This window comes from Serratia sp. NPDC087055 (genome assembly GCF_044900985.1).
Classification (GTDB): Bacteria; Pseudomonadota; Gammaproteobacteria; order Enterobacterales; family Enterobacteriaceae; genus Serratia.
In genome coordinates, this window is the sequence record NZ_JBJDOG010000001.1 from 2,820,386 (window position 1) to 2,840,643 (window position 20,258).

Genomic DNA, 20,258 nt, shown 5'->3' on the forward strand with positions numbered 1-20,258 from the left:
CTATTACATACACACAACAGGTCAGACCTCTTGCCACTTTGGAGCTTCTTATGATGGTTCTTAGTATTGTTGTTTTGCTGGCACTCATTGGTGTGGTGTTTTATCACCGAGTGAACCTCACCCTCAGTAGCCTTATTCTTCTGGCATACACCGCTGCTATGGGCGCCATTGGTCTGTGGACCTTTTGGATGCTGCTGCCGCTGGCGATTATCCTGCTGCCATTGAACGTCGCCTCATTGCGTCGTTCCATGCTCTCTGCCCCGGCGCTGCGTGCGTTCCGCAAGGTAATGCCACCTATGTCCACCACCGAAAAGGAAGCTATCGAAGCCGGTACTACCTGGTGGGAAGGCGATTTGTTCCGCGGTACGCCGGACTGGAACAAGCTGCATAACTACCCGAAACCGCAATTGACCGCCGAAGAGCAGGCGTTTATTGACGGCCCAGTGGAAGAAGCCTGCCGTATGGCGAACGACTTCCAGATCACCCATGAACTGGCCGATTTGCCGCCGGAACTGTGGGCATATCTGAAAGAACACCGCTTCTTCGCGATGATCATCAAGAAAGAATACGGCGGCCTGGACTTCTCTCCTTATGCACAGGCACGCGTGCTGCAAAAACTGTCCGGCGTTTCCGGTATCCTGGCCATCACCGTTGGCGTGCCTAACTCCCTCGGCCCAGGTGAACTGTTGCAGCACTACGGTACTGATGAGCAGAAAAATCACTACCTCCCAGGCCTGGCTCGTGGCGATGAGATCCCTTGTTTCGCCCTGACCAGCCCGGAAGCAGGCTCCGATGCCGGCGCTATTCCAGATGTCGGCACCGTCTGTATGGGCGAGTGGCAAGGCGAACAGGTCTTGGGCATGCGCCTGACCTGGAACAAACGCTATATCACGCTGGCTCCGGTTGCTACTGTGCTTGGCCTGGCGTTCAAACTGTATGACCCGAACCATCTGCTCAGCGATAATGCATCTCCGGGCATCACCTGTGCGCTGATCCCAACCAGCACCCCAGGTGTGGAAATCGGTAACCGTCACTTCCCGCTGAACGTCCCCTTCCAAAACGGTCCGACTCGCGGTAATGACGTGTTTGTCCCCATTGATTACATCATCGGTGGGCCAAAAATGGCCGGCCAGGGCTGGCGTATGCTGGTTGAGTGCCTGTCTGTCGGTCGCGGTATCACGCTGCCTTCCAACTCCACCGGCAGCGTGAAATCCATGGCGCTGGGGATTGGTGCTTACGCGCATATCCGCCGTCAGTTCAAACTCTCTATTGGCAAGATGGAAGGTATCGAAGAGCCGTTGGCACGCATCGCCGGTAACACCTATGTGATGGATGCAGCAGCTACGTTGATCACCAGCGGCCTGATGCTGGGCGAAAAACCGGCTGTCCTCTCAGCTATCGTGAAATACCATTGTACCCACCGTGGCCAGCAGGCAATCATTGATGCAATGGATATCGCCGGCGGTAAAGGGATCATGCTCGGCAAATCCAACTTCCTGGCCCGTGCCTATCAAGGTGCACCTATCGCCATCACGGTTGAAGGGGCGAACATCCTGACCCGTACCATGATGATCTTCGGTCAGGGCGCTATCCGCTGCCACCCATACGTTCTGGACGAAATGGCAGCAGCGCAGAAGAACGATCTGAACGCCTTTGACAAATCACTGTTCGGCCACCTGGGCCACGTGGGCAGCAACAAGGTACGCAGTTTCTGGCTGGGCCTGACGAACGGCCGCACCAGTGGCACACCAACCAAAGACGCAACTCGCCGCTATTATCAGCAGTTGAACCGTCTGAGCGCGAACCTGGCACTGCTGTCGGACGTATCCATGGGTGTTCTGGGGGGTAGCCTGAAGCGTCGTGAGCGTATCTCCGCCCGTCTGGGGGATATCCTCAGCCAAATGTACCTGGCATCCGCTACGCTGAAACGTTTTGAAGATGAAGGCCGTCAAAAAGAAGATTTACCGCTGGTTCACTGGGGCGTTCAGGACAGCCTGCACCAGGCAGAGCAAGCGTTGGACGATCTGCTGCGTAACTTCCCGAACCGCTTTATCGCCGGTGCAATGCGCTTCGTGATCTTCCCGTTCGGCCGTGTGCATACCGCCCCGTCCGACCGCCTGGATCACCAGTTGGCCAAGATCCTCCAACAGCCGTCTGCCACCCGTAGCCGCCTGGGCCGTGGCCAGTATCTGACACCAAGCGAGCATAACCCAATTGGCCTGATGGAAGCCGCGCTGGTTGATGTGATCGCCGCCGAACCGATTCACGACCGTCTGTGCAAGGCAGCAGGCAAGAATCTGCCGTTCACCCGACTGGATCGCCTGGCGCAACGTGCGCTGGAAGAAGGCAAGATTAACGCGGATGAAGCGAAGATCTTGGTGAAAGCCGAAGAGAGCCGCCTGCGTTCCATTAACGTTGATGACTTCGAGCCGGATGCGCTGGCGGCCAATAAGCCGGAAAAGTCGCTAAAGCTGGATAAGCGCCAGAAACAGACCGAAGCCGCGTAACTGCAATAATCACATTTCCTCAGGGGGCGATAATTCATCGCCCCTTTTTTATTGCCGCTAGAAAATGCGCAGCAATTCGCAACATTGAAAAACGACTAATTTAATCTTGGGAATAATTGGATAGGCTGCGGATGGGTGCTCTGGATCTTTCTGTCCGGAGCCTTGGCAACGGATTAACCCAATGGATTTCATGTTGCAGCTAGGCGGCAAGTTCGGGCATCCCCGCGAGCTCACTTTGGTGAGTGACCGGGGTAAGCGAATGCAGCCAACAACGCTGCAGCTTGAAAGACGAAGGGGAAGAAAGAGAAAGGCCCCGAGTCGATATTATCAACCCGAGGCCACTCTCATGTCTAAGCAACATCAGGTTAGCCTCTTACCCGCCGCAAGGCAAGGACAAGGAGGTCAAAAATGCAGCAAGAACGGGTCGTTCTCAGGCTGATGATTATCTGCATCACGTTGATAGCGCTGATGTGGATTACCCGCGGTTCGCTATGCGAATTGCGCATCAAACTGGGGGGCACGGAGGTTGCAGCCATTTTGGCTTACGAACCCGAAAGGTAAGGCAACCCAACGGCGGGGCTCGCCCCGCCTGTTGGTTGTTGACGACTGATCCATGAGCACCCTCCCCCACGGCATCCACCACGCTTCTAACCGTTCTGGCGGATACGCGCCAGTAAGGCATCAATATGCTCAATCTGTGGCGCGTTCACGATCAACGCACGGCCCAACCCCAAGGCATTCCGCTGACATTCAATGCGCATCTCGGTATCGTCTATGCTGTCCAGATCGGCAACATGTGCCAGGCCAATAGTGCGACGAATCAGCTCACTGCCACAGTAACCTACCGCATCCGTCCACACCTGTTGCAGGAACTGTTCGGCATAGCCTGGTACCGCCAACGCAAGTTCACGGGTCTGTTGGTGACATAATGCCAGGAAACGATCGGAGAAAATCAGCCAAAGCTCGCGCACATCTTGTAAACGCTGCTCGCGCCCTGCGGCGGCGTCACGCGCCCCGAGAAGTCCCGGCAAACCGCAGTAATTCAACAACAGGTTCCCCAGCACGCTGCCGACGTCAAAGCCGATCGGGCCGTAGAAACCAAACTCGGCATCTATCGCCTTCAGTTTACCTTCTGCGACAAAAATCGAGCCGCTGTGAATATCGCCATGCAGCAGCGCTTCTGCCTTGCTCAAGAAGCGATGCTTCAACCCGGCTACCGCCAGTTTTAGCGGTGCATCGTTACGCAGTTCAACTACTTGCGGCAACAACGCCGCATCGAATTGATTACGCTCATGATCAATATAAGGATCGGTAAAGAATAGATCTTCGGTGATCTGGCACAGTTCAGGATTGGTAAAGCGGCTGACCTCCGCCTTTTTCTGCTGTGCCGACTGATAAAAGTCGGAGGTATGGAAGAGGGTCTGGGCCAAATATTCCGCCAATTGCCCAACCGCCAACGGATAATACTTGCCCTTGAGCAATTCACTGCGCCAGATGTGGTGGTCAGAGAGATCTTCTTGCACCATCACGGCCAGCTCGGGATCGTGATGAAGCACCTTTACCGTATGCCGTGGGCAAAAACCACCGTGGATCAACAGGGTTTCCGCTTCAATACGCGCCCGATCCAGGGTCAATGGCCAAGATTCACCCACACAACGCACGTACGGAAGCGCCTGTTTGACGATCACCCGGCTTAAGCCGTCACGATCGCGGATCTTGAACACCAGGTTTAAGTTACCGTCGCCAATCTCGTCGGCGCTAACAAGCGCGTGAGGATCGGCCAACTGCCCATATTGGCGGGCATATTCAACGGCATCGGCAGCAGTAAACGTACGATAGTGCGACATTCCCAACCCCTCTTTCCTGTCTCTCTGACACAGCGATTATTATTTTTTAGACGTAAAAGCATTTGGACGTCTATACATCTGGAAGTCATGTTGGCAGAATAGCTTTCCAGATGCAATAACTACGCAACAAGGAATTAACCGCCGATGCAAGCGCTTAACACCACCAGTTTGACCCTGAGAGACAACCGACTTTGGATCCTCGATCAACAGGCTCTGCCGCAGGAAAAACAATGGCGTCCCTGTGACAGCGTGGAAGAGTTGGTGGGGCATATTCACAGCCTGCGAGTACGGGGCGCACCGCTGATCGGCCTGTCCGCCAGCCTGCTGTTGGCCCTGTTGGCAGAGCGCGGCCTGCCGCGTGAAGAGCTGGAGCAAGCGCTGATGACCCTACGTGCCTCAAGGCCGACAGCGGTCAACTTGATGAACAATCTGGACCGCATGAAGCTCGCGCTGGCGCAACCTCACTGGGTACCCGCGATGGTGGAAGAGGCATTGCGATTAGTGGATGAAGACCGCAAATTGTGTGACCGCATTGCCGATCACGGTGCCGAATTGGTGAAACCCGGCAGCCGCCTGCTGACACATTGCAACACCGGTGGTTTGGCAACCGCGGGTATTGGCACAGCCATTGGCGTGCTGCTGCGTGCTCATCAGCAAGGCAAGGTACAACAGGTATGGGTCGATGAAACCCGTCCGCTGCTACAGGGAGGGCGGCTGACCGCTTGGGAACTGGGCGAACGGGGTATCCCATATACGCTGATTTGCGACGCCATGGCCGCTAGCCTAATGGCACAGGGCCAGGTAGATGCCGTGTGGGTAGGTGCCGACCGCATCGCCGCCAACGGTGATGTCGCCAATAAGATTGGCACCTATAGCCTGGCGGTACTGGCGCATTATCACCGCATTCCGTTCTACGTCGCTGCGCCGCACACCACCCTGGATCCGCACTGTCCCAATGGAGCGGCAATCCCGATTGAGCAACGGGCTGCGGCTGAGGTGACCGGCGTCGCCGGGAGCTTTGGTTCATGCCAGTGGGCGCCTGTTGATGCCCCGGTCTATAACCCGGCATTTGACGTGACGCCAGCGGCACTGATTAGCGGTTGGGTATTCGACAGCGGCGTAATCACACCGCAACAAGTCAATGAGGGGATATTCACGCGGGCGTTAGGTTAACGCCCGCATCATTGCGGTCAGTCGAGACGTGGATACGCATCGGCGATGTCGTCGCCGGTGAAATGTGCCACCCAGCCTTCGGGATTATCGAATACGCGGATCGCCGTGAAATTCGGTGCCGAGCCCATATCAAACCAATGGCGGGTATCGGCCGGTACCGAGATCAGATCGTTCTTCTCACACAGGATCTGGAAGATCTTTCCCTCCAGATGCAGGCAGAACAGCCCTGCTCCCTCGACAAAGAAACGCACTTCATCTTCGCCGTGTGTGTGTTCGGAGAGGAACTTGCTGCGTAACACGTCGCGCTGCGCATTGTCAGGACGCATGCTAATCACATCCCAGCTCTGGTAGCCTTTTTCTGCCACCAGCCGATCAATTTGCTGCTGATAGGCGGCAATCACCGTGGCTGGTTCTGGGTTTTCACCCAGTTCGCGATCCGCCTGCCAGCGTTCGAAGCGTACGCCAATCTGCGCCAATTGCTGCTGAATCGCCTGCGCATCGTTGCTCTGCCACAAAGGTTGCTGCGGCTCTTTATCACTGAAAATGGTTAATCCACTCATGAGGCAAACTCCCCTAAATCGATATGATCAAACCGGTTAACCTGCAGATGCTGGCTTTGCTCATCGGCATCATCGCGGATCAGTTGGCAGGTATGCCAACCGGCAGCACGCGCGGCGTCCAGCTCTTGGTGAATGTCAGAAAGAAATAACAGCGCGTCGGGAGCAATACCGATTTCACGGGCAATATTGCGGTACGAAGCAACGTCGCGCTTGGCACCCACATGGGTATCAAAATAACCGCTGAACAGCGGCTGAAGATCCCCGGCATCGCTGTATCCGAACAACAGTTTCTGCGCCTCTACCGAACCGGATGAGTAGACATACAGCTTCAGCCCTTGCTGCTGCCAGGCCGCCAATTGTTCGGCCACTTCGGGGTACAAATGCCCACGAAAATCACCGTTCTGGTAGCCACTGCGCCAAATGATGCCTTGCAGTGCCTTCAGCGCGGTAGATTTGCGATCTTCGTCCATAAAGCGATACAGCGTAGTAATCAGCTGTTCAATGTCCGCCTGCGGCCGATCAATTTCCTGGCGTAAGTCGTTCAGCGGCGCGGCCACTTCGGCATCAGCGGCGTGCTGACGAAGAAACGCCGCCAACCTTTCTCGTGCATAAGGGAACAAGACTTGATGTACGAAGCGGATATCGCTGGTTGTGCCTTCAATGTCGGTGACGATAGCGCGGATCATTTTGCCTCCAGTAAGCGGCGTTGCAGTTCGCACTGGAACAGAAATTCCAGTCCTTCGAGATGGCGGCGAGCCTCTGCGACCTGGCTGCCCCAGCAGTACAAACCGTGGCCCCGCACCAGAAAACCATATTGCAACGGCGTCACTTCAGCATAAGCCGCCACGCGCGCCGCTAAGCGCGGGATGTCCTGATCGTTATCGAAAATAGGGATAACCAGGCTATCCAGATGCGTGCGTTGTCCACTGAGTGATTTTTGCATCTCATAGCCCTGCAACAACAGCCCATCACCCGGTTCAACACGTGACAACACCGTCGCATTCACTGAATGCGTATGCAACACCGCGCCAATCTGCGGATAGAGGCGGTAAATCAGGGTATGCAGGCCGGTTTCCGCCGACGGCGTGCGGCCGCTGGGTACGTGATTGGTGTCCGTTTCTACCAGCAGGAAATCCGTTTCAGTCAGGCTGCCTTTATCCTTGCCGGATTCGGTTACCAGACAGTGCCGATCGTCAAGACGCAACGACATGTTGCCGCCCGTCGCCGGACACCAACCCCTTTCACCAATCCAGTGGCACGCAGACAATAGCGCTGTAAGTTGCGGATTTTCGGTCATTATCGTTTCCCGGTCTGTAAGGTCGTCCAGCAGATGAAGCTTAGAATGATTTGATTGATGGTTAGATCTTTTCTTCATTTAGCCATCTAAGCGTCTTGATTGCCAAATACTAACATCGTGTTATATTGACGGCAACATAAGCGCCAGGAGTATTAGCCTGCTATGAGCACTTCAGCATGGATCCCCGAAAGTAAATTGCCCGCACTGGGCACGACCATTTTCACCCAGATGAGCGCACTGGCGGCGCAGCATCAGGCGATCAACCTGTCGCAGGGCTTTCCCGATTTCGATGGCCCCGATTACCTGAAAGAGCGCTTAGCCTGGCATGTCAGCCAGGGCGCTAACCAATATGCGCCAATGACCGGCGTCGCCCCTTTACGCGAGGCCATCGCTGAAAAAACGGCGGCTTTGTATGGCTGGCTGCCAGACGCCACCACCGAAGTCACCGTCACGGCCGGTGCCACCGAAGCCCTGTTTGCCGCCATCAGCGCGTTAGTACGCCCCGGCGATGAAGTGATCTGTTTTGATCCCAGCTACGACAGCTATGCTCCGGCGGTGGCCTTGTCTGGCGGCACGCTACAACGCATTGCGCTGCAACCGCCGGCGTTCAGCGTAGACTGGCAACAGTTTTCTCAATTACTGTCGCCACGCACCCGTCTGGTGATCCTCAATACGCCACACAATCCGTCCGCCACAGCCTGGCAAGCGGAGGATATGCAGCAACTGTGGCGCGCAATCAGCGATCGCGAAATCTATGTCCTCAGCGACGAAGTCTACGAGCACATTTGTTTCGCCAAAGGTGGCCACACCAGCGTATTAGCTCACCCACAATTGCGTCAGCGTGCGATCGCCGTGTCCTCTTTCGGTAAAACCTTCCACATGACCGGATGGAAAGTGGGTTACTGCGTGGCCCCGGAAGCGCTGAGTGCTGAAGTACGTAAAGTGCATCAATACCTGACCTTCTCCGTCAACACCCCGGCGCAATTGGCACTGGCGGATATGTTGCGCAGCGAACCAGAACATTGGCAGCAGTTATCGGCGTTTTACCGCGCCAAGCGCGATCGTTTTGTACAGGCATTATCAAACAGCCGACTGGAAATTCTCCCCTGTGAAGGTACATACTTCCTGTTGGCAGATTACAGCGCCGTCTCCGATCTGGACGACGTGGCGTTCTGCCATTGGTTAACTGAGCACGTGGGCGTGGCGGCGATCCCGCTGTCGGTCTTCTGTGCCGATCCTTTCCCCCATAAATTGATCCGGCTGTGCTTCGCTAAACAAGATGCCACGCTGGATGCAGCTGCGGAGCGGTTATGTCGACTTTAAAAATTACCCTGTTGCAGCACCCCTTGGTCTGGCGCGACGGTGAGGCCAACCTGCGTCATTTTGATACGCTGCTGGCACCGTTAAGTGGACGCGATTTGATTGTGCTGCCGGAAATGTTCACAACCGGTTTTGCTATGGATGCCGGGGAAAGTGCACTGCCGGAACGGCAGGTGATCGACTGGCTACACGGCTGGGCGAGCAAAAGCAACGCGCTGGTCGGTGGCAGCGTGGCGCTAAAAACCCCCGAAGGCGCGGTAAACCGGTTCCTGCTGGTTGAGCCGAACGGTCGGGTACATGCCTACGATAAGCGCCATTTATTCCGCATGGCTGGCGAACACCTGCATTATCAGGCGGGCAAACGGCGTGAAATTTTTGAATGGCGTGGCTGGCGGATTCTGCCGCAGATTTGTTATGACTTGCGCTTCCCGGTGTGGTCCCGTTATCAACAAGATTACGATCTGGCGTTGTACGTCGCCAACTGGCCAGCGCCGCGCAGCAAACACTGGCAAACACTGTTGGCAGCACGCGCCATTGAAAACCAGGTGTACGTGGCGGGTTGCAATCGCGTTGGCGAGGACGGCAATGGGCTAAACTACAGCGGTGACAGCCTGATCATCAGCCCGCAGGGAGAGACGCTGGCGCACGTTGAGCCATTCGCCGCCGCACAGTTGGATGCAGAATTGTCGCTGGAAACCCTGCAAAACTACCGCAGCGCCTTCCCGGCCTGGCGTGATGCCGACAGCTTCCTGCGCCACGATTAATGATGACGGGCGTGGTCCTCTACGCCCGTAACGTCAAGACAGTTCTTCCTCGCCCGTTTTTTCTTCTGCGCTCTCAATACGGTTAAACAGCAGGTTTAACAGTAACGCCACCAGGCACGAAGCGCTGATGCCGGAATGCAGCAAGGTACGCACCCCATTTGGGAACTGATCGTAAAAGGTCGGCATCACTATCGGGATCATGCCGAAGGCAATCGCCGTCGCCACCACCACCAAATTCATGTTGTCCTTATAATCCACTTTTGCCAGGGTACGAATGCCGCTGGCAGCCACCGAGCCAAACAACACCACGCCGGCACCGCCCAGTACCGGTAACGGAATGCAGGCGACTAACCGACCCAGCACCGGCAAAACGCCCAGCAGCACCAAAATTGCACCGCCGGCGCTGACGACAAAACGGCTCTTCACGCCGGTGATTGCCACCAGCCCAATGTTCTGGGCAAACGAACTTTGCGGGAATGAGTTGAACACCGGCGACAACGCACTCGACAGCATATCGGCACGTAAGCCATTGGCGATCCGGCGCGCATTGACCGGTGAACCGACAATCTCGCCCACCGCCATTAGCCCCGCCGTGGTTTCCGTCAGCAGCACCAGTACGATCAATAGCATGGATAACACTGCGCTCAATTCGAAGGTGGGCCAGCCATACACGAAGGGCTCGGGGAATGCCACCCATGGCCCGGTCCCCACAGCAGCAAAACTGACCTTGCCCACCAGCACCGCCACCGCGCAGCCGACGGCCATCGCCAACAGCACGGATAAGCGTTTCAACGCCGGTGACCCCACTTTATTGAGCAATAAAATGACCGCCAGTGTGAACGCCGCCAGACCAATATTTCCGGTTGATCCCCAGTCTGCCGCCTTGGCATTCCCCCCCATCGCCCAACGTACCGCCACCGGCATCAATGACAACCCGATCACCGTCACCACCGTGCCGGTCACCACCGGTGGGAAGTAGCGGATAATGTGCGAGAAAAATGGCGCGATCAGCAGCCCCACCAGAGAAGCGACGATCACCGCGCCAAATACCGCGGGCAGGCCGCCGTCGCCGGTGACGATGGTCACCATGGTCGCAACACCCGCAAAGGAAACGCCCTGCACCAACGGCAGACGAGAACCGAAGCCGGGCACACCAAGCGTTTGCAACAGCGTAGCCAACCCGCTGACAAACAACGCCGCCGTCACCAGCATGCCAATCTGTGGTGCGCTTAATCCTGCGGCTGAACCTATGATCAGCGGCGGCGCAATGATCCCGCCGTACATCGTCAGAATATGTTGCAGACCGTAGGCGAACGTTTTTACCAACGGCAATTTTTCATTTTCCGGGCAGCACGAAGCCGCACCCTTATCCTGAGACAGAGCCATAAGAACCTCGTCAATATGCATGTAGAACAACGTCAATTGGCGTTATTGTCGCCGTCAGTGTGGGGATCCCCAGGGCATACATGAAGTCCGTGAGGAGGCCGAGCACTGCCCCAACCCAAAATGGCCCCCATTAAACACGGCGTTTAGCTGCCCCGGTAGGTTGAGTAGGAATACGGGCTGATGAGCAGCGGCAAATGGTAATGCTGGGCATCATCATTGATGACAAAATCGATAATTGCCGTCGCGTACAGCGTCGCACGCCGATCGGCAGCAAAGTAAGCGCCAAGATCGGCAGACAGGCGGTAATGTCCGGTGGCCAGGCTGTCAGCGGTCAGATCGCGCGCGCGGCCATCGGTATCCGTATGGCCTTCGGCCAATGTCTGCCACTGCCCGTCTTGCTCGAACTCCAGCCACAACCGTACACCTGCAGCAGGTTTACCGAGTGACGTATCCAAAATATGGGTGCTTATTTTACTCATCGCTCAGTAACTCCTTAAAACGCAGCATCACGATCTCACGCAGCTGTTCGGCGGTTTCCTGCCGTTCCTGCTCCGCACTGTTTTTCAATCGTCTTTCCAGCTCACGCAGGATGGCGAACCCATCTCGACCGGCGGCACGGATTAAAAATACCTGCCCAAATTGCGCCTCATAACGCTGGTTACCTGCCTGCAGCGCTTGGGCAAGCTCAGTATCCTGTGCGTTGACCGCCGCTTGCTCACGCGCTGAAAACTGGGCGTCCTGCTCCATGCCTTTCGCACGCTCACCGATACGCGGATGCTGCGCCAAGGCCAGGCTGACCTCTTCAGACCGCCAGTTCTGTGCCGCCTGCCAGGCGACAGCCAGCGCGGCATCACTGCTGCTGAATGGCCGCGCTGCGATCACCGCGGCTATCCAGGCGGCAATGTTTACGCAGGGCCGCAGCCGCAGCTCGGCTTCCGCCACGGATAATTGGTTAAACTGTTGCAGGTTCATCAGGAAACTCCCAACTGGCTACCGTTTGGCAGTAAGCCTGTATGGCCAACGCCACATCTGCCTGACTTACGGCTTCAGCCGGATGGTGGCTGATGCCACGATCGCAACGAACAAACAGCATACCCACTGGCCAACAGGCCGCTAACGCAATCGCGTCGTGCCCGGCACCGCTCGGCAACGCGATGCTGCGCCCTTGCGCCGCGACCACGCTCTGTTGCCAGCGACGTTGCAAATTTGCATCACACTCTGTTGCATTTATGCGGTAAAACTCCTCACTGGAAAAACGCAGTCCCCGACGTGCGCAAATCGCGTTTGCCTGCGCCAATAGTTGCGTCAGCAGCACCGCCAGCGGGCCGTCTTCCGGGCCACGCACGTCGAGCGACAATGTGACCTCTCCGGGGATCACATTGACCGCTCCCGGCAGGCTTTCTATCTGCCCCACGGTCGCCACCAAGTGCCCATCGCTGGCGCAGGTTATCGCCTCAACCGCCACCATCCACTCCGCCGCTGCCGCCAGGGCGTCTTTACGTTGCCCCATCGGCACGGTACCGGCATGGCCTGCCTCGCCGGTGAAGGTGCAGTTTAGACGCCGAGCACCGTTAATCGCCGTTACCACACCCAGCGCCAGATCGGCGGCTTCCAGGCATGGCCCCTGCTCAATGTGCACTTCCAAATACCCGCAGATATCACTTTGCGCGCGCCGCGCCTCACCGACCGCCGCGGGATCAAGACCAAAATCACGCAGTGCCTGCGCCACGCTGATACCCTCGTCGTCAGTCCTTTCCAGCCAGTCTGCCGGCCACTGGCCGGTAATGCCCCGGCTACCCAACAGGGCGATACTAAAGCGCGTGCCTTCTTCATCGGCAAAGCCAATCACTTCAACGGCGATCGGTAAACGCCGTTGCTGCTGATGCAAATGCGCCACCACTTCCAGCGCAGTCAATACGCCGAGCATGCCGTCATAACGCCCAGCGTTGCGCACCGTATCCAAATGCGACCCGAGCAACAGCGCGGGAGCGCCCGGCGTTTGGCCTTCATAACGGCCACAAATATTGCCAACGCTGTCTTGCCAGACCGTCATGCCGAGAGTCCGCATCCAGTCGCCTACCAACAGGTTGGCGCGTCGATGCTCCGGCGATAAATAAACCCGCGTCAATTCGCCTGGCGTCGCACTGATCGCTGCCAGTTCGTCACAACGGGCCATCACCCGCGCCGCCGCCAGCTCCGCCGCTTGGGCGGTTAACAACGCCGTCATCAACGGCTCCCGTCGTCGTAGGTGTTCCAGGCCGCCTGCAGCGCTTCCCCCTGTTTACTGGCGAAGCCCAGCCGATTCAGCACGGCTTCCAGCGCGGTGAGCGTCTGCAACACACAGTCTTTACGTGCGTTGTAACCCATGGTACCGATGCGCCAGATCTTGCCTTGCAGCGGGCCAAAGGACGTACCGATCTCGATGGCAAAATCATTCAGCATCATCTGACGTACCTGCTCGCCCTGCACCTGTGGCGGGATCACCACGCCAAGCACGTTATTCATCCGGTTATCGAGATCGCCGAAGACCTCAAGCCCCATACCCTGAATGCCGGCCAACATTGCGGCACCGTGCAGCTTGTGGCGGGCAATGGTGTTATCCAGCCCCTCTTCCAGGATCACCCGGGCGCACTCACGCGCGGCGAACAGCATACTGGTGGCTTCGGTGTGGTGGTTCAGGCGCTCTGGCCCCCAGTAATCCATGATCATGCCGAGATCGAAATAGTTGGAGTAGATCATCTCGTCGTCGCCATCGGCATGGTCTGCGGTGCGAATGCCCTGTTCCACACATTTACGGCGGCGAACTATCTCTTCAAATTGCGGGCTGAGGGTGATGGGCGAACTGCCGGACGGGCCACCCAGGCATTTCTGCAACCCGGCGGAGACTGCATCTAGCCCCCATGCATCTGTTTCCAGCGGGTTACCGGCAAACGAAGCGGTCGCATCGGTATAAAACAGCACACCGTGGCGGCGGCAAATATCCCCCAACGCCTCCAGTGGCTGTAACATGGTGGTGGAGGTATCGCCCTGCACCGTTAACAGCAGGCGCGGGCGCACCTTCTTGATGGCATCTTCAATCTGGTCCGCACTGAACACCTCGCCCCAGGGAACCTCAATGGTGTGCACTTCAGCACGACAACGGCGGGCAATCTCACACAGCAGATGACCGAAACGGCCAAATACCGGTACCAGCACCTTGTCCCCTGGGCGGATTGAGGAAACCAGCATCGCTTCAATACCCGAACGGGAAGTACCGTCCACCAACAGGGTCCAGCGGTTTTCGGTGCGGAACAACGCGCGATACAGTTCCATGACCTGATTCATGTAGCCCGTCATCGCGGGATCGTACTGGCCAATCAATTGACTCGACATGGCACGCAACACACGCGGATCGGCGTTGATCGGCCCCGGCCCCATCAGCAGGCGGGCGGGGGGGTTAATCTGATCGAATTTTGCGATATCTAACATGTTCATTCCTTGCCAACTTAATATACCCTTCATCTTTCAAGTTGCAGATGCGTTGGCTTTCCTCGCTCGCCTTGGTCACGTACTACTTGTACGCTCCCAAGGACTCACTGCGTTGCCGCCTTCCTGCATCTTGAAATCTATTGGGTAGAGATTTACGTTTATCCGTTCTCGGACAAACCGCGGACCGACGCGATAAACTGTTTTAATTCCTGCGTTTGCGGGTTGGCAAACAGCGTGCGGCTGTCGCCTTGCTCCCACACTTTGCCCTGGTGCATAAACACCACCCGGTCACCGACCTCACGGGCAAAATTCATTTCATGGGTCACCAGGATCAGCGTCATGCCCTCTTTGGCCAGCTGTTCCAACACTTTCAGCACTTCGCCCACCAGCTCGGGATCCAACGCGGAGGTAATTTCGTCACACAGCAACACCTTCGGGTTCATCGCCAAAGCGCGGGCAATCGCCACACGCTGCTGCTGCCCGCCGGAAAGGTTCGCCGGTGAATAATGCATACGTTCGCTCAGCCCAACCTTGTTCAACATCTCTTCCGCCAGCTCGCGGCATTCAGCCGGGCTTTTTTTCAGCACCCGCCGAGGTGCAAGCATCACGTTCTCTAGCGCGGTCATGTGCGGGAATAAATTGAAGTTTTGGAACACCATGCCTACGGATTTACTGATTTCTCGCGCCTGTGAATCGCGATCGGTGATGGTCATGCCACCCAGTTTAATGCTGCCTTCCTGATAACCTTCCAGCCCATTGATGCAACGTAACAGCGTGCTTTTACCGGAACCGCTGCGACCGATGATTGAAATCACCTGCCCCATATCAATATCCAGATCCACGCCCTTCAGCACATGGTTCTGACCGTAATACTTTTGAACCTGATTAATTGTGATGAGCGGCATGGAATTTCTTCTCCAAATAATGGCTGTAGCGCGACAACGGGTAGCACATCAGGAAATACCCCAGTGCGACCAGACCGAAAACTTTAAAAGGTTGATACGTGACGTTATTCAGCATGGTGCCGGCCTTGGTCAGTTCGACAAAACCAATGATCGACGCCAGTGCAGTGCCTTTAATGACCTGAACGGAAAAACCGACGGTCGGTGCGATGGCAATGCGTACTGCCTGTGGCACCACCACCCGCGTCAGTGTCTGACCAAAACTCAGCCCAAGGCAGCGTGATGCCTCCCACTGGCCCTTCGGTAATGCAGCAATGCTGCCGGACCAGATATCCACCAGGAATGCGCTGGTGAATAACGTCAATGCCAACGCGGCGGCTGTCCAGGGGCTAACATCAATGCCGAACAGTGCCAGGCCAAAGAATGCCAGGAACAGCTGCATCAGCAGCGGCGTCCCCTGAAACAATTCGGTATAGCCGCGAACAAAACGCAGTGCCCACTTACGCTTGCTCAGGCGTAGCAGTAACAGCGGCAAGGTCACCAAAGTACCGCCAATAAATGCCGTTAGTGATAACAACAGCGTCCAGCGCGCCGCCAACAGCAAATTGCGCACAATGTCCCAATCGGTAAATGTCAGCATCAGCCTTGGCTCCCTAAAAAACGGCGTCCGGCGGCCAGCAAGAGTTGGCGCATCAATATGGATAACAGCAGGTAAAACAGCGCCGTCACCAGATACACCTCAAAGCTGAGGAAGGTGCGCGACTGGATCAGGTTGGCAGCAAACGTCAGCTCCTCAAAAGACACCTGTGACACCACCGATGAACCCAGCATGACAATGATGCACTGGCTGACCAGCGCCGGATAAATCCGTTGAAGCGACGGCGGTAGCACGATGCGTAAAAACGTCTGGCTTCGACTGAAACCGAGCACTCGCCCCGCCTCCCACTGGCCTTTCGGCGTGACCTGAATACCTGCACGGATGATTTCGGTGCTGTACGCGCCCAGATTAACCACCATCGCCAGCAATGCCGCCTGCCCGGCGGTCAGCTTCCATCCCAGACTTGGCAGGCCAAATACAATAAAGAACAGCTGCACCACAAACGGCGTATTACGCACAATCTCAACGTAAACACCCCAAACATGGCTGAGCAGGTTAGCCTTGCCGCTGCGGAGCGCCGCGCCAAAAATACCCAGTGTGACCCCCAGCACCGTAGCCATGGCCGTCAGTTCAATGGTGGTCAGCAGACCCGCCAGCAACTCAGGCAGGTAAGGCCACAGAGCAGGAAAGTTAAGCTGATAGGTCATCAGGTGCCCCCGTTATGCGCCAAAGTTGGCAGGCAACGGCGCTTTCAGCCATTTTTCCGACAGGCCATTCAGGGTGTTGTCTTTCAACGCCTGTTCAATCAGTTCATCCACTTTTGCTTTCAGGGCCGGCTCCCCCAAGCGCAGGCCTACGTAGCACGGGGAATCTTTAAGCATGAATTTGGCTACTGGCGCTTTGGTCGGGTTCTGCCGCGCAATCGCACTCACCACCAAATTCCCGGTGGCGATGTATTGCACTTGCCCGGAAAGATAGGCCGACAGCGTGGTGTTGTTATCCTCATATCGCTTAATCTGCGCGCCCTTGGGCGCAGTGTCGCTCAGCACCATGTCTTCCACCGCTCCGCGCGTGACGCCAATGGTTTTACCGTCCAGTTGTGCAGCGTCGCCCAACGCAGTGTCTTTAGGGCCAAACACCCCAAGGAAGAAGGGTGCATAGGTGCGGCTGAAAGCGATGGCCTTTTCACGCTCTGCATTTTTCCCCAAACTGGAGATCACCAGATCGACCTTGTTGGTCTGCAGATAGGGCACGCGGTTGGCGCTGGTCACGGGCACCAGCTGCAACTTAAGTTTCATCTTATTGGCCAGATACTGCGCCATATCGATGTCATAACCCTGAGGCTGCAGATCGGTACCCACCGAGCCAAACGGCGGAAAATCCTGAGGTACTGCGACCCGCAACACGCCGCGCTGCTGGATTTCTTGCAGTTGATCCGCCATCGCCGTTGCGGCCTGCGCCATCAACAACACCGCACCTAACGCCGCTACCCCGATTTTCTTGAAGTTCATAGATTATCCCCGATGGTGAAATGATGAAACAAAAGATTCTTTGATTATCACTTTGCAACTAATGTGCCAATTCACGGTATTGGGAATGTTTGGTATGACTGCCCGTCAGTGAGGGCATCAGGAGGGGGATTAGCCTGCCATGGACAGGGCAAGGCTCATCCATCAAACGGGAAAATAACGCACCATCAAAGTGCGAAAGCACCAAAATAGCGCTGAGATCAGCGCTGCTCCAGCTCGTCCAAATCGCTATACAGATCTGCGATCTGGTGAATGCGTTGACGCCCTTGCGCCAGCGTCTCGTGCAGCAAGGCGTTGCTCAGCAGATTCGCCAGGCTCATGGCTGCGGAATAACTGTCGAAAGCAGAAACGCTATCAAGTGGCGTCGCCAGATGCCAGCTCGCCAACGGGATCAACGCCTGTGCTTGAGGCTCGCACACCAGCAGCGTCGGTACCTGTTGCCCCTGCAGCTGCGTCAGCAATGCCCGCAGCTGCCGCGGCCTGCGGCGGAAAGCCACCATCACGGCCACATCCCGTTTATCCAAATCAACCAGCTCTTCTGCCAGCGTCTGGCCAGGTTGCGGCACCAGCAGGACCTGCTCACGGACTTGCATCAGCTGCTGGCGCAGGTGCATCGCGACCGGGTAGCTGTTGCGAAACCCCATCAGTACTACTCGCCGCGCCTGCACCAAAGCGGCGATCACCGCCGTGAACTGATGGGTATCCATGTGGTTCACCCAGTGGGTGAGATTAGCCATTTCCTGTTTGTAGTGCCGCGCCAACAAGGTGTTGCCCTGTACCGCATCACGATTATCCGTCAAGGGCATACCGCTTTGGCGCAAGGTGCGCAATTCGTCGCGCATAGTACGGTAGCTCGGGTAGCCCAGGCGTTTGAACAGGCGGCTGACCGTGGCTTTGGACACGCCGCTCAGGCGCGCCAGCTCAGCGCTGTTGTAGCTGATCAGGTCATCAAAGTGATCGAAAATAAAGTCAGCCACCCGCTGTTCCTGCGGCGTGAGCTGCGGATATTCACCGCGCAAGCGTTCGTCTATCTGCTTCATTGCTGCTCCTGCTGTCCCCCATAATTATCAACGTGCAGCCCGGTGGCAACCGAGCAACCCCCAGAAGCTCAGTCAGTTAAGTGACTGGGGGTGGGCGCAGAAGTCAACGCCGCGGTAATGTGAAATAGGACGGGGGTTGTAACCTTTGTTTCAGCGGAACATAGCACGCTCAAGCTACCTGCTGGCAAGCGATTATTGCCCTTCACGAAAACATGGAACGTCTCTTGCTTGTGTTTAAGGCAGATGCTGACTTCAAACAAGGGCCAAGAAATGATTAACAGCAACACTGCGCCATTGGGCATGGCCGTCACGCCGCATCACCTCGCCAGCGAAAGTGCACTGGCGGTATTGCGTGAAGGCGGAAACGCAATTGAAGCGATGGTCGCCGCTGCCGCCACTATCGCCGTGGTCTACCCACATATGAACGGTTTGGGGGGTGACGGTTTTTGGTTGATCGTCCCGCCACAGGGCGATCCGGTGGCGATCGATGCCAGCGGTGCAGCCGGCTCTTTGGCGACGCTGGATTTTTACGCCGGCGAAAGCCACATTCCGCATAGAGGCCCCAAAGCGGCACTGACTGTCGCGGGGACCCTTGGCGGCTGGCAGGAAGCGTTGGATTATTCGGTCGAACTGGGCGGCGAACAATTACCGCTCCCACGCCTGCTGGCCGATGCCATTCGCTATGCCGCAGATGGCATTCCGGTCACCGCCTCGCAAGAGGCTGCCACGCGGAGCAAATATCACGAACTGGCGGATTTTGAGCACTTTGCCCGCACCTTCCTGCCGCACGGCGAAATACCTCACGCCGGGCAACGTTTTTGCCAGCCGCAGCTGGCGGACACGCTGATTACGCTGGCCGAAGAGGGTTTGGACAGTTTCTATCGCGGCCCACTGGCACAGAGTATGGCGGCGGATATGGCTAAGCTCGGCATGCCACTCACCGCGCAGGATCTAGCAGATTATCGACCACACCGTCGTACCCCCTTGCGGCTGGAGCATCAGAAAGGCGAGATCTTTAACCTGACGCCGCCGACTCAGGGTCTCGTGTCGTTAGCGATCCTCGGGCTAACCGACCGGCTACCGCTTGCCAGCCGCAGCGAAGGGGCCGTCGTGCATGGAATTGTTGAAGCCACCAAGCTGGCATTCGGCCTGCGCGATCAATTCATCACAGATCCGCGGCATATGACGCAAGATCCACAAGCATTGCTGACAAACGAGCATCTGGATGCGCTGGCCCAACGCATCGATCCCCAGCAGGCCGCTCTCTGGGGGAAAGGTAAAGGCCCCGGCGATACCGTCTGGATGGGCGTGATGGACAGCAGCGGTCTGGCGGTGTCCTTTATCCAAAGCATTTACCACGAATTCGGCAGTGGCGTGGTGCTGCCGCAAAGTGGTGTGCTGTGGCAAAACCGCGGGGCCTCTTTCAGTCTGGATGCGGCCCACCTGTTGGCACTGGCCCCCGGCAAACAACCCTTCCACACCTTAAACCCGGCGGCTGCACGTTTGTATGACGGGCGCACCCTGGTGTACGGCTCCATGGGCGGAGACGGTCAACCGCAGACTCAGGCGGCCGTATTTGTCCGCCATGTAGTGCAGGGTTTACCGCTGCAACAAGCGATCAGTGCGCCACGCTGGCTACTCGGCCGCACCTGGGGCGAAAGCTCCGACTCGTTGAAGCTTGAAGGACGCTTCTCTGAGGAAACCCTGACCTATTTACGCCAACGCGGACACGATGTGGAACTGCTGCCTGATTTTAGCGAAGCCGTCGGCCACGCCGGGGCCATTGTTCGCCATACTAACGGCATGCTTGAAGGCGCTTTTGATCCACGCAGCAACGGCAGCGCCGCTGGCTTCTAACCGCTCTATC

Annotated in this window: 20 protein-coding genes; 6 read left to right on the forward strand and 14 right to left on the reverse strand. The window is 56.9% G+C overall.

Going from position 1 to position 20,258, the window contains the following annotated elements; all coding sequences use genetic code 11:
- Positions 1-50: 50 nt before the first annotated feature.
- Together fadE and ACI2J2_RS13390 are read left to right on the forward strand one after the other, a co-directional pair.
- Positions 51-2,507, forward strand: coding sequence for an acyl-CoA dehydrogenase FadE (fadE, locus tag ACI2J2_RS13385; RefSeq protein WP_209636777.1), 2,457 nt, complete (start codon positions 51-53; stop codon positions 2,505-2,507).
- A 408-nt stretch (positions 2,508-2,915) separates the two neighbouring features.
- A complete protein-coding gene (locus ACI2J2_RS13390; protein WP_404760224.1) occupies positions 2,916-3,068 on the forward strand; it encodes a Hok/Gef family protein in 153 nt (50 codons plus the stop codon).
- 86 nt (positions 3,069-3,154) lie between these two features.
- Here ACI2J2_RS13390 and mtnK read toward each other — a convergent pair whose 3' ends face one another.
- Positions 3,155-4,354: an S-methyl-5-thioribose kinase gene (mtnK, locus tag ACI2J2_RS13395; RefSeq protein WP_404760225.1), complete on the reverse strand. Its 1,200-nt coding sequence runs from the start codon at positions 4,352-4,354 to the stop codon at positions 3,155-3,157.
- A gap of 144 nt (positions 4,355-4,498) precedes the next feature.
- Here mtnK and mtnA point away from each other — a divergent pair, with 144 nt between their 5' ends.
- Complete coding sequence (gene mtnA / locus ACI2J2_RS13400; protein WP_404760226.1) at positions 4,499-5,527, forward strand: S-methyl-5-thioribose-1-phosphate isomerase; 1,029 nt, start codon at positions 4,499-4,501, stop codon at positions 5,525-5,527.
- 17 nt (positions 5,528-5,544) lie between these two features.
- Here mtnA and ACI2J2_RS13405 read toward each other — a convergent pair whose 3' ends face one another.
- Genes ACI2J2_RS13405 through ACI2J2_RS13415 form a run of 3 tightly spaced genes read right to left on the reverse strand, consistent with a single transcriptional unit; the run spans position 5,545 to position 7,384 of the window.
- Positions 5,545-6,087, reverse strand: a complete 543-nt coding sequence (locus ACI2J2_RS13405; protein ID WP_209636782.1) for an acireductone dioxygenase — start codon at positions 6,085-6,087, stop codon at positions 5,545-5,547.
- Positions 6,084-6,773 carry an acireductone synthase gene (mtnC, locus tag ACI2J2_RS13410; RefSeq protein WP_209636784.1) on the reverse strand — a complete coding sequence of 230 codons (690 nt, stop codon included), beginning with the start codon at positions 6,771-6,773 and terminating at the stop codon, positions 6,084-6,086. The genes ACI2J2_RS13405 and mtnC overlap by 4 nt, the downstream gene beginning before the upstream one ends.
- Entirely contained in the window at positions 6,770-7,384 is a 615-nt protein-coding gene (locus ACI2J2_RS13415) for a methylthioribulose 1-phosphate dehydratase (protein WP_209636786.1), read from the reverse strand. The genes mtnC and ACI2J2_RS13415 overlap by 4 nt, the downstream gene beginning before the upstream one ends.
- Before the next feature lie 162 nt (positions 7,385-7,546).
- Here ACI2J2_RS13415 and ACI2J2_RS13420 point away from each other — a divergent pair, with 162 nt between their 5' ends.
- Positions 7,547-8,707 carry a pyridoxal phosphate-dependent aminotransferase gene (locus ACI2J2_RS13420; RefSeq protein WP_265554777.1) on the forward strand — a complete coding sequence of 387 codons (1,161 nt, stop codon included), beginning with the start codon at positions 7,547-7,549 and terminating at the stop codon, positions 8,705-8,707.
- Complete coding sequence (locus ACI2J2_RS13425; RefSeq protein WP_265554779.1) at positions 8,695-9,468, forward strand: amidohydrolase; 774 nt, start codon at positions 8,695-8,697, stop codon at positions 9,466-9,468. The genes ACI2J2_RS13420 and ACI2J2_RS13425 overlap by 13 nt, the downstream gene beginning before the upstream one ends.
- A 33-nt stretch (positions 9,469-9,501) precedes the next feature.
- Here the strand turns inward: ACI2J2_RS13425 and ACI2J2_RS13430 are convergent, their stop codons facing one another.
- From ACI2J2_RS13430 to ACI2J2_RS13475, 10 genes are all read right to left on the reverse strand, one after another.
- A complete protein-coding gene (locus ACI2J2_RS13430; protein ID WP_404760227.1) occupies positions 9,502-10,854 on the reverse strand; it encodes a nucleobase:cation symporter-2 family protein in 1,353 nt (450 codons plus the stop codon).
- A gap of 143 nt (positions 10,855-10,997) precedes the next feature.
- Positions 10,998-11,333: a hydroxyisourate hydrolase gene (gene uraH, locus ACI2J2_RS13435; protein WP_209636794.1), complete on the reverse strand. Its 336-nt coding sequence runs from the start codon at positions 11,331-11,333 to the stop codon at positions 10,998-11,000.
- Positions 11,326-11,826 (reverse strand): 2-oxo-4-hydroxy-4-carboxy-5-ureidoimidazoline decarboxylase, encoded by a 501-nt coding sequence (uraD, locus tag ACI2J2_RS13440; RefSeq protein WP_404760228.1) that lies wholly within the window; start codon positions 11,824-11,826, stop codon positions 11,326-11,328. Before uraD ends, uraH begins: the two co-directional genes overlap by 8 nt.
- On the reverse strand, positions 11,807-13,081 hold the full coding sequence (hpxK, locus tag ACI2J2_RS13445; RefSeq protein ID WP_404760229.1) for an allantoate amidohydrolase: 1,275 nt from the start codon (positions 13,079-13,081) through the stop codon (positions 11,807-11,809). The genes uraD and hpxK overlap by 20 nt, the downstream gene beginning before the upstream one ends.
- The gene (locus ACI2J2_RS13450) at positions 13,081-14,322 is read right to left on the reverse strand and encodes an alanine--glyoxylate aminotransferase family protein (protein WP_265554791.1); all 1,242 of its coding nucleotides are present in this window, start codon (positions 14,320-14,322) and stop codon (positions 13,081-13,083) included. Before ACI2J2_RS13450 ends, hpxK begins: the two co-directional genes overlap by 1 nt.
- A 158-nt stretch (positions 14,323-14,480) precedes the next feature.
- Entirely contained in the window at positions 14,481-15,227 is a 747-nt protein-coding gene (locus ACI2J2_RS13455) for an amino acid ABC transporter ATP-binding protein (RefSeq protein ID WP_209636803.1), read from the reverse strand.
- A complete protein-coding gene (locus tag ACI2J2_RS13460; protein WP_404760230.1) occupies positions 15,208-15,864 on the reverse strand; it encodes an amino acid ABC transporter permease in 657 nt (218 codons plus the stop codon). Before ACI2J2_RS13460 ends, ACI2J2_RS13455 begins: the two co-directional genes overlap by 20 nt.
- On the reverse strand, positions 15,864-16,529 hold the full coding sequence (locus ACI2J2_RS13465; RefSeq protein ID WP_404760231.1) for an amino acid ABC transporter permease: 666 nt from the start codon (positions 16,527-16,529) through the stop codon (positions 15,864-15,866). Before ACI2J2_RS13465 ends, ACI2J2_RS13460 begins: the two co-directional genes overlap by 1 nt.
- Before the next feature lie 12 nt (positions 16,530-16,541).
- Positions 16,542-17,333: a transporter substrate-binding domain-containing protein gene (locus tag ACI2J2_RS13470; RefSeq protein ID WP_404760232.1), complete on the reverse strand. Its 792-nt coding sequence runs from the start codon at positions 17,331-17,333 to the stop codon at positions 16,542-16,544.
- A gap of 218 nt (positions 17,334-17,551) precedes the next feature.
- Positions 17,552-18,391 (reverse strand): MurR/RpiR family transcriptional regulator, encoded by an 840-nt coding sequence (locus ACI2J2_RS13475; protein WP_404760233.1) that lies wholly within the window; start codon positions 18,389-18,391, stop codon positions 17,552-17,554.
- A 270-nt stretch (positions 18,392-18,661) separates the two neighbouring features.
- Here ACI2J2_RS13475 and ACI2J2_RS13480 point away from each other — a divergent pair, with 270 nt between their 5' ends.
- On the forward strand, positions 18,662-20,248 hold the full coding sequence (locus ACI2J2_RS13480; protein ID WP_404760234.1) for a gamma-glutamyltransferase family protein: 1,587 nt from the start codon (positions 18,662-18,664) through the stop codon (positions 20,246-20,248).
- Positions 20,249-20,258: the final 10 nt, after the last annotated feature.

Coding starts and splice junctions, on each gene's coding strand:
- fadE (WP_209636777.1), top strand. CDS start 51: ATGATGGTTCTTAGTATTGTTGTTTTGCTGGCACTCATTGGTGTGGTG.
- ACI2J2_RS13390 (WP_404760224.1), top strand. CDS start 2,916: ATGCAGCAAGAACGGGTCGTTCTCAGGCTGATGATTATCTGCATCACG.
- mtnK (WP_404760225.1), bottom strand. CDS start 4,354: ATGTCGCACTATCGTACGTTTACTGCTGCCGATGCCGTTGAATATGCC.
- mtnA (WP_404760226.1), top strand. CDS start 4,499: ATGCAAGCGCTTAACACCACCAGTTTGACCCTGAGAGACAACCGACTT.
- ACI2J2_RS13405 (WP_209636782.1), bottom strand. CDS start 6,087: ATGAGTGGATTAACCATTTTCAGTGATAAAGAGCCGCAGCAACCTTTG.
- mtnC (WP_209636784.1), bottom strand. CDS start 6,773: ATGATCCGCGCTATCGTCACCGACATTGAAGGCACAACCAGCGATATC.
- ACI2J2_RS13415 (WP_209636786.1), bottom strand. CDS start 7,384: ATGACCGAAAATCCGCAACTTACAGCGCTATTGTCTGCGTGCCACTGG.
- ACI2J2_RS13420 (WP_265554777.1), top strand. CDS start 7,547: ATGAGCACTTCAGCATGGATCCCCGAAAGTAAATTGCCCGCACTGGGC.
- ACI2J2_RS13425 (WP_265554779.1), top strand. CDS start 8,695: ATGTCGACTTTAAAAATTACCCTGTTGCAGCACCCCTTGGTCTGGCGC.
- ACI2J2_RS13430 (WP_404760227.1), bottom strand. CDS start 10,854: ATGGCTCTGTCTCAGGATAAGGGTGCGGCTTCGTGCTGCCCGGAAAAT.
- uraH (WP_209636794.1), bottom strand. CDS start 11,333: ATGAGTAAAATAAGCACCCATATTTTGGATACGTCACTCGGTAAACCT.
- uraD (WP_404760228.1), bottom strand. CDS start 11,826: ATGAACCTGCAACAGTTTAACCAATTATCCGTGGCGGAAGCCGAGCTG.
- hpxK (WP_404760229.1), bottom strand. CDS start 13,081: ATGACGGCGTTGTTAACCGCCCAAGCGGCGGAGCTGGCGGCGGCGCGG.
- ACI2J2_RS13450 (WP_265554791.1), bottom strand. CDS start 14,322: ATGTTAGATATCGCAAAATTCGATCAGATTAACCCCCCCGCCCGCCTG.
- ACI2J2_RS13455 (WP_209636803.1), bottom strand. CDS start 15,227: ATGCCGCTCATCACAATTAATCAGGTTCAAAAGTATTACGGTCAGAAC.
- ACI2J2_RS13460 (WP_404760230.1), bottom strand. CDS start 15,864: ATGCTGACATTTACCGATTGGGACATTGTGCGCAATTTGCTGTTGGCG.
- ACI2J2_RS13465 (WP_404760231.1), bottom strand. CDS start 16,529: ATGACCTATCAGCTTAACTTTCCTGCTCTGTGGCCTTACCTGCCTGAG.
- ACI2J2_RS13470 (WP_404760232.1), bottom strand. CDS start 17,333: ATGAACTTCAAGAAAATCGGGGTAGCGGCGTTAGGTGCGGTGTTGTTG.
- ACI2J2_RS13475 (WP_404760233.1), bottom strand. CDS start 18,391: ATGAAGCAGATAGACGAACGCTTGCGCGGTGAATATCCGCAGCTCACG.
- ACI2J2_RS13480 (WP_404760234.1), top strand. CDS start 18,662: ATGATTAACAGCAACACTGCGCCATTGGGCATGGCCGTCACGCCGCAT.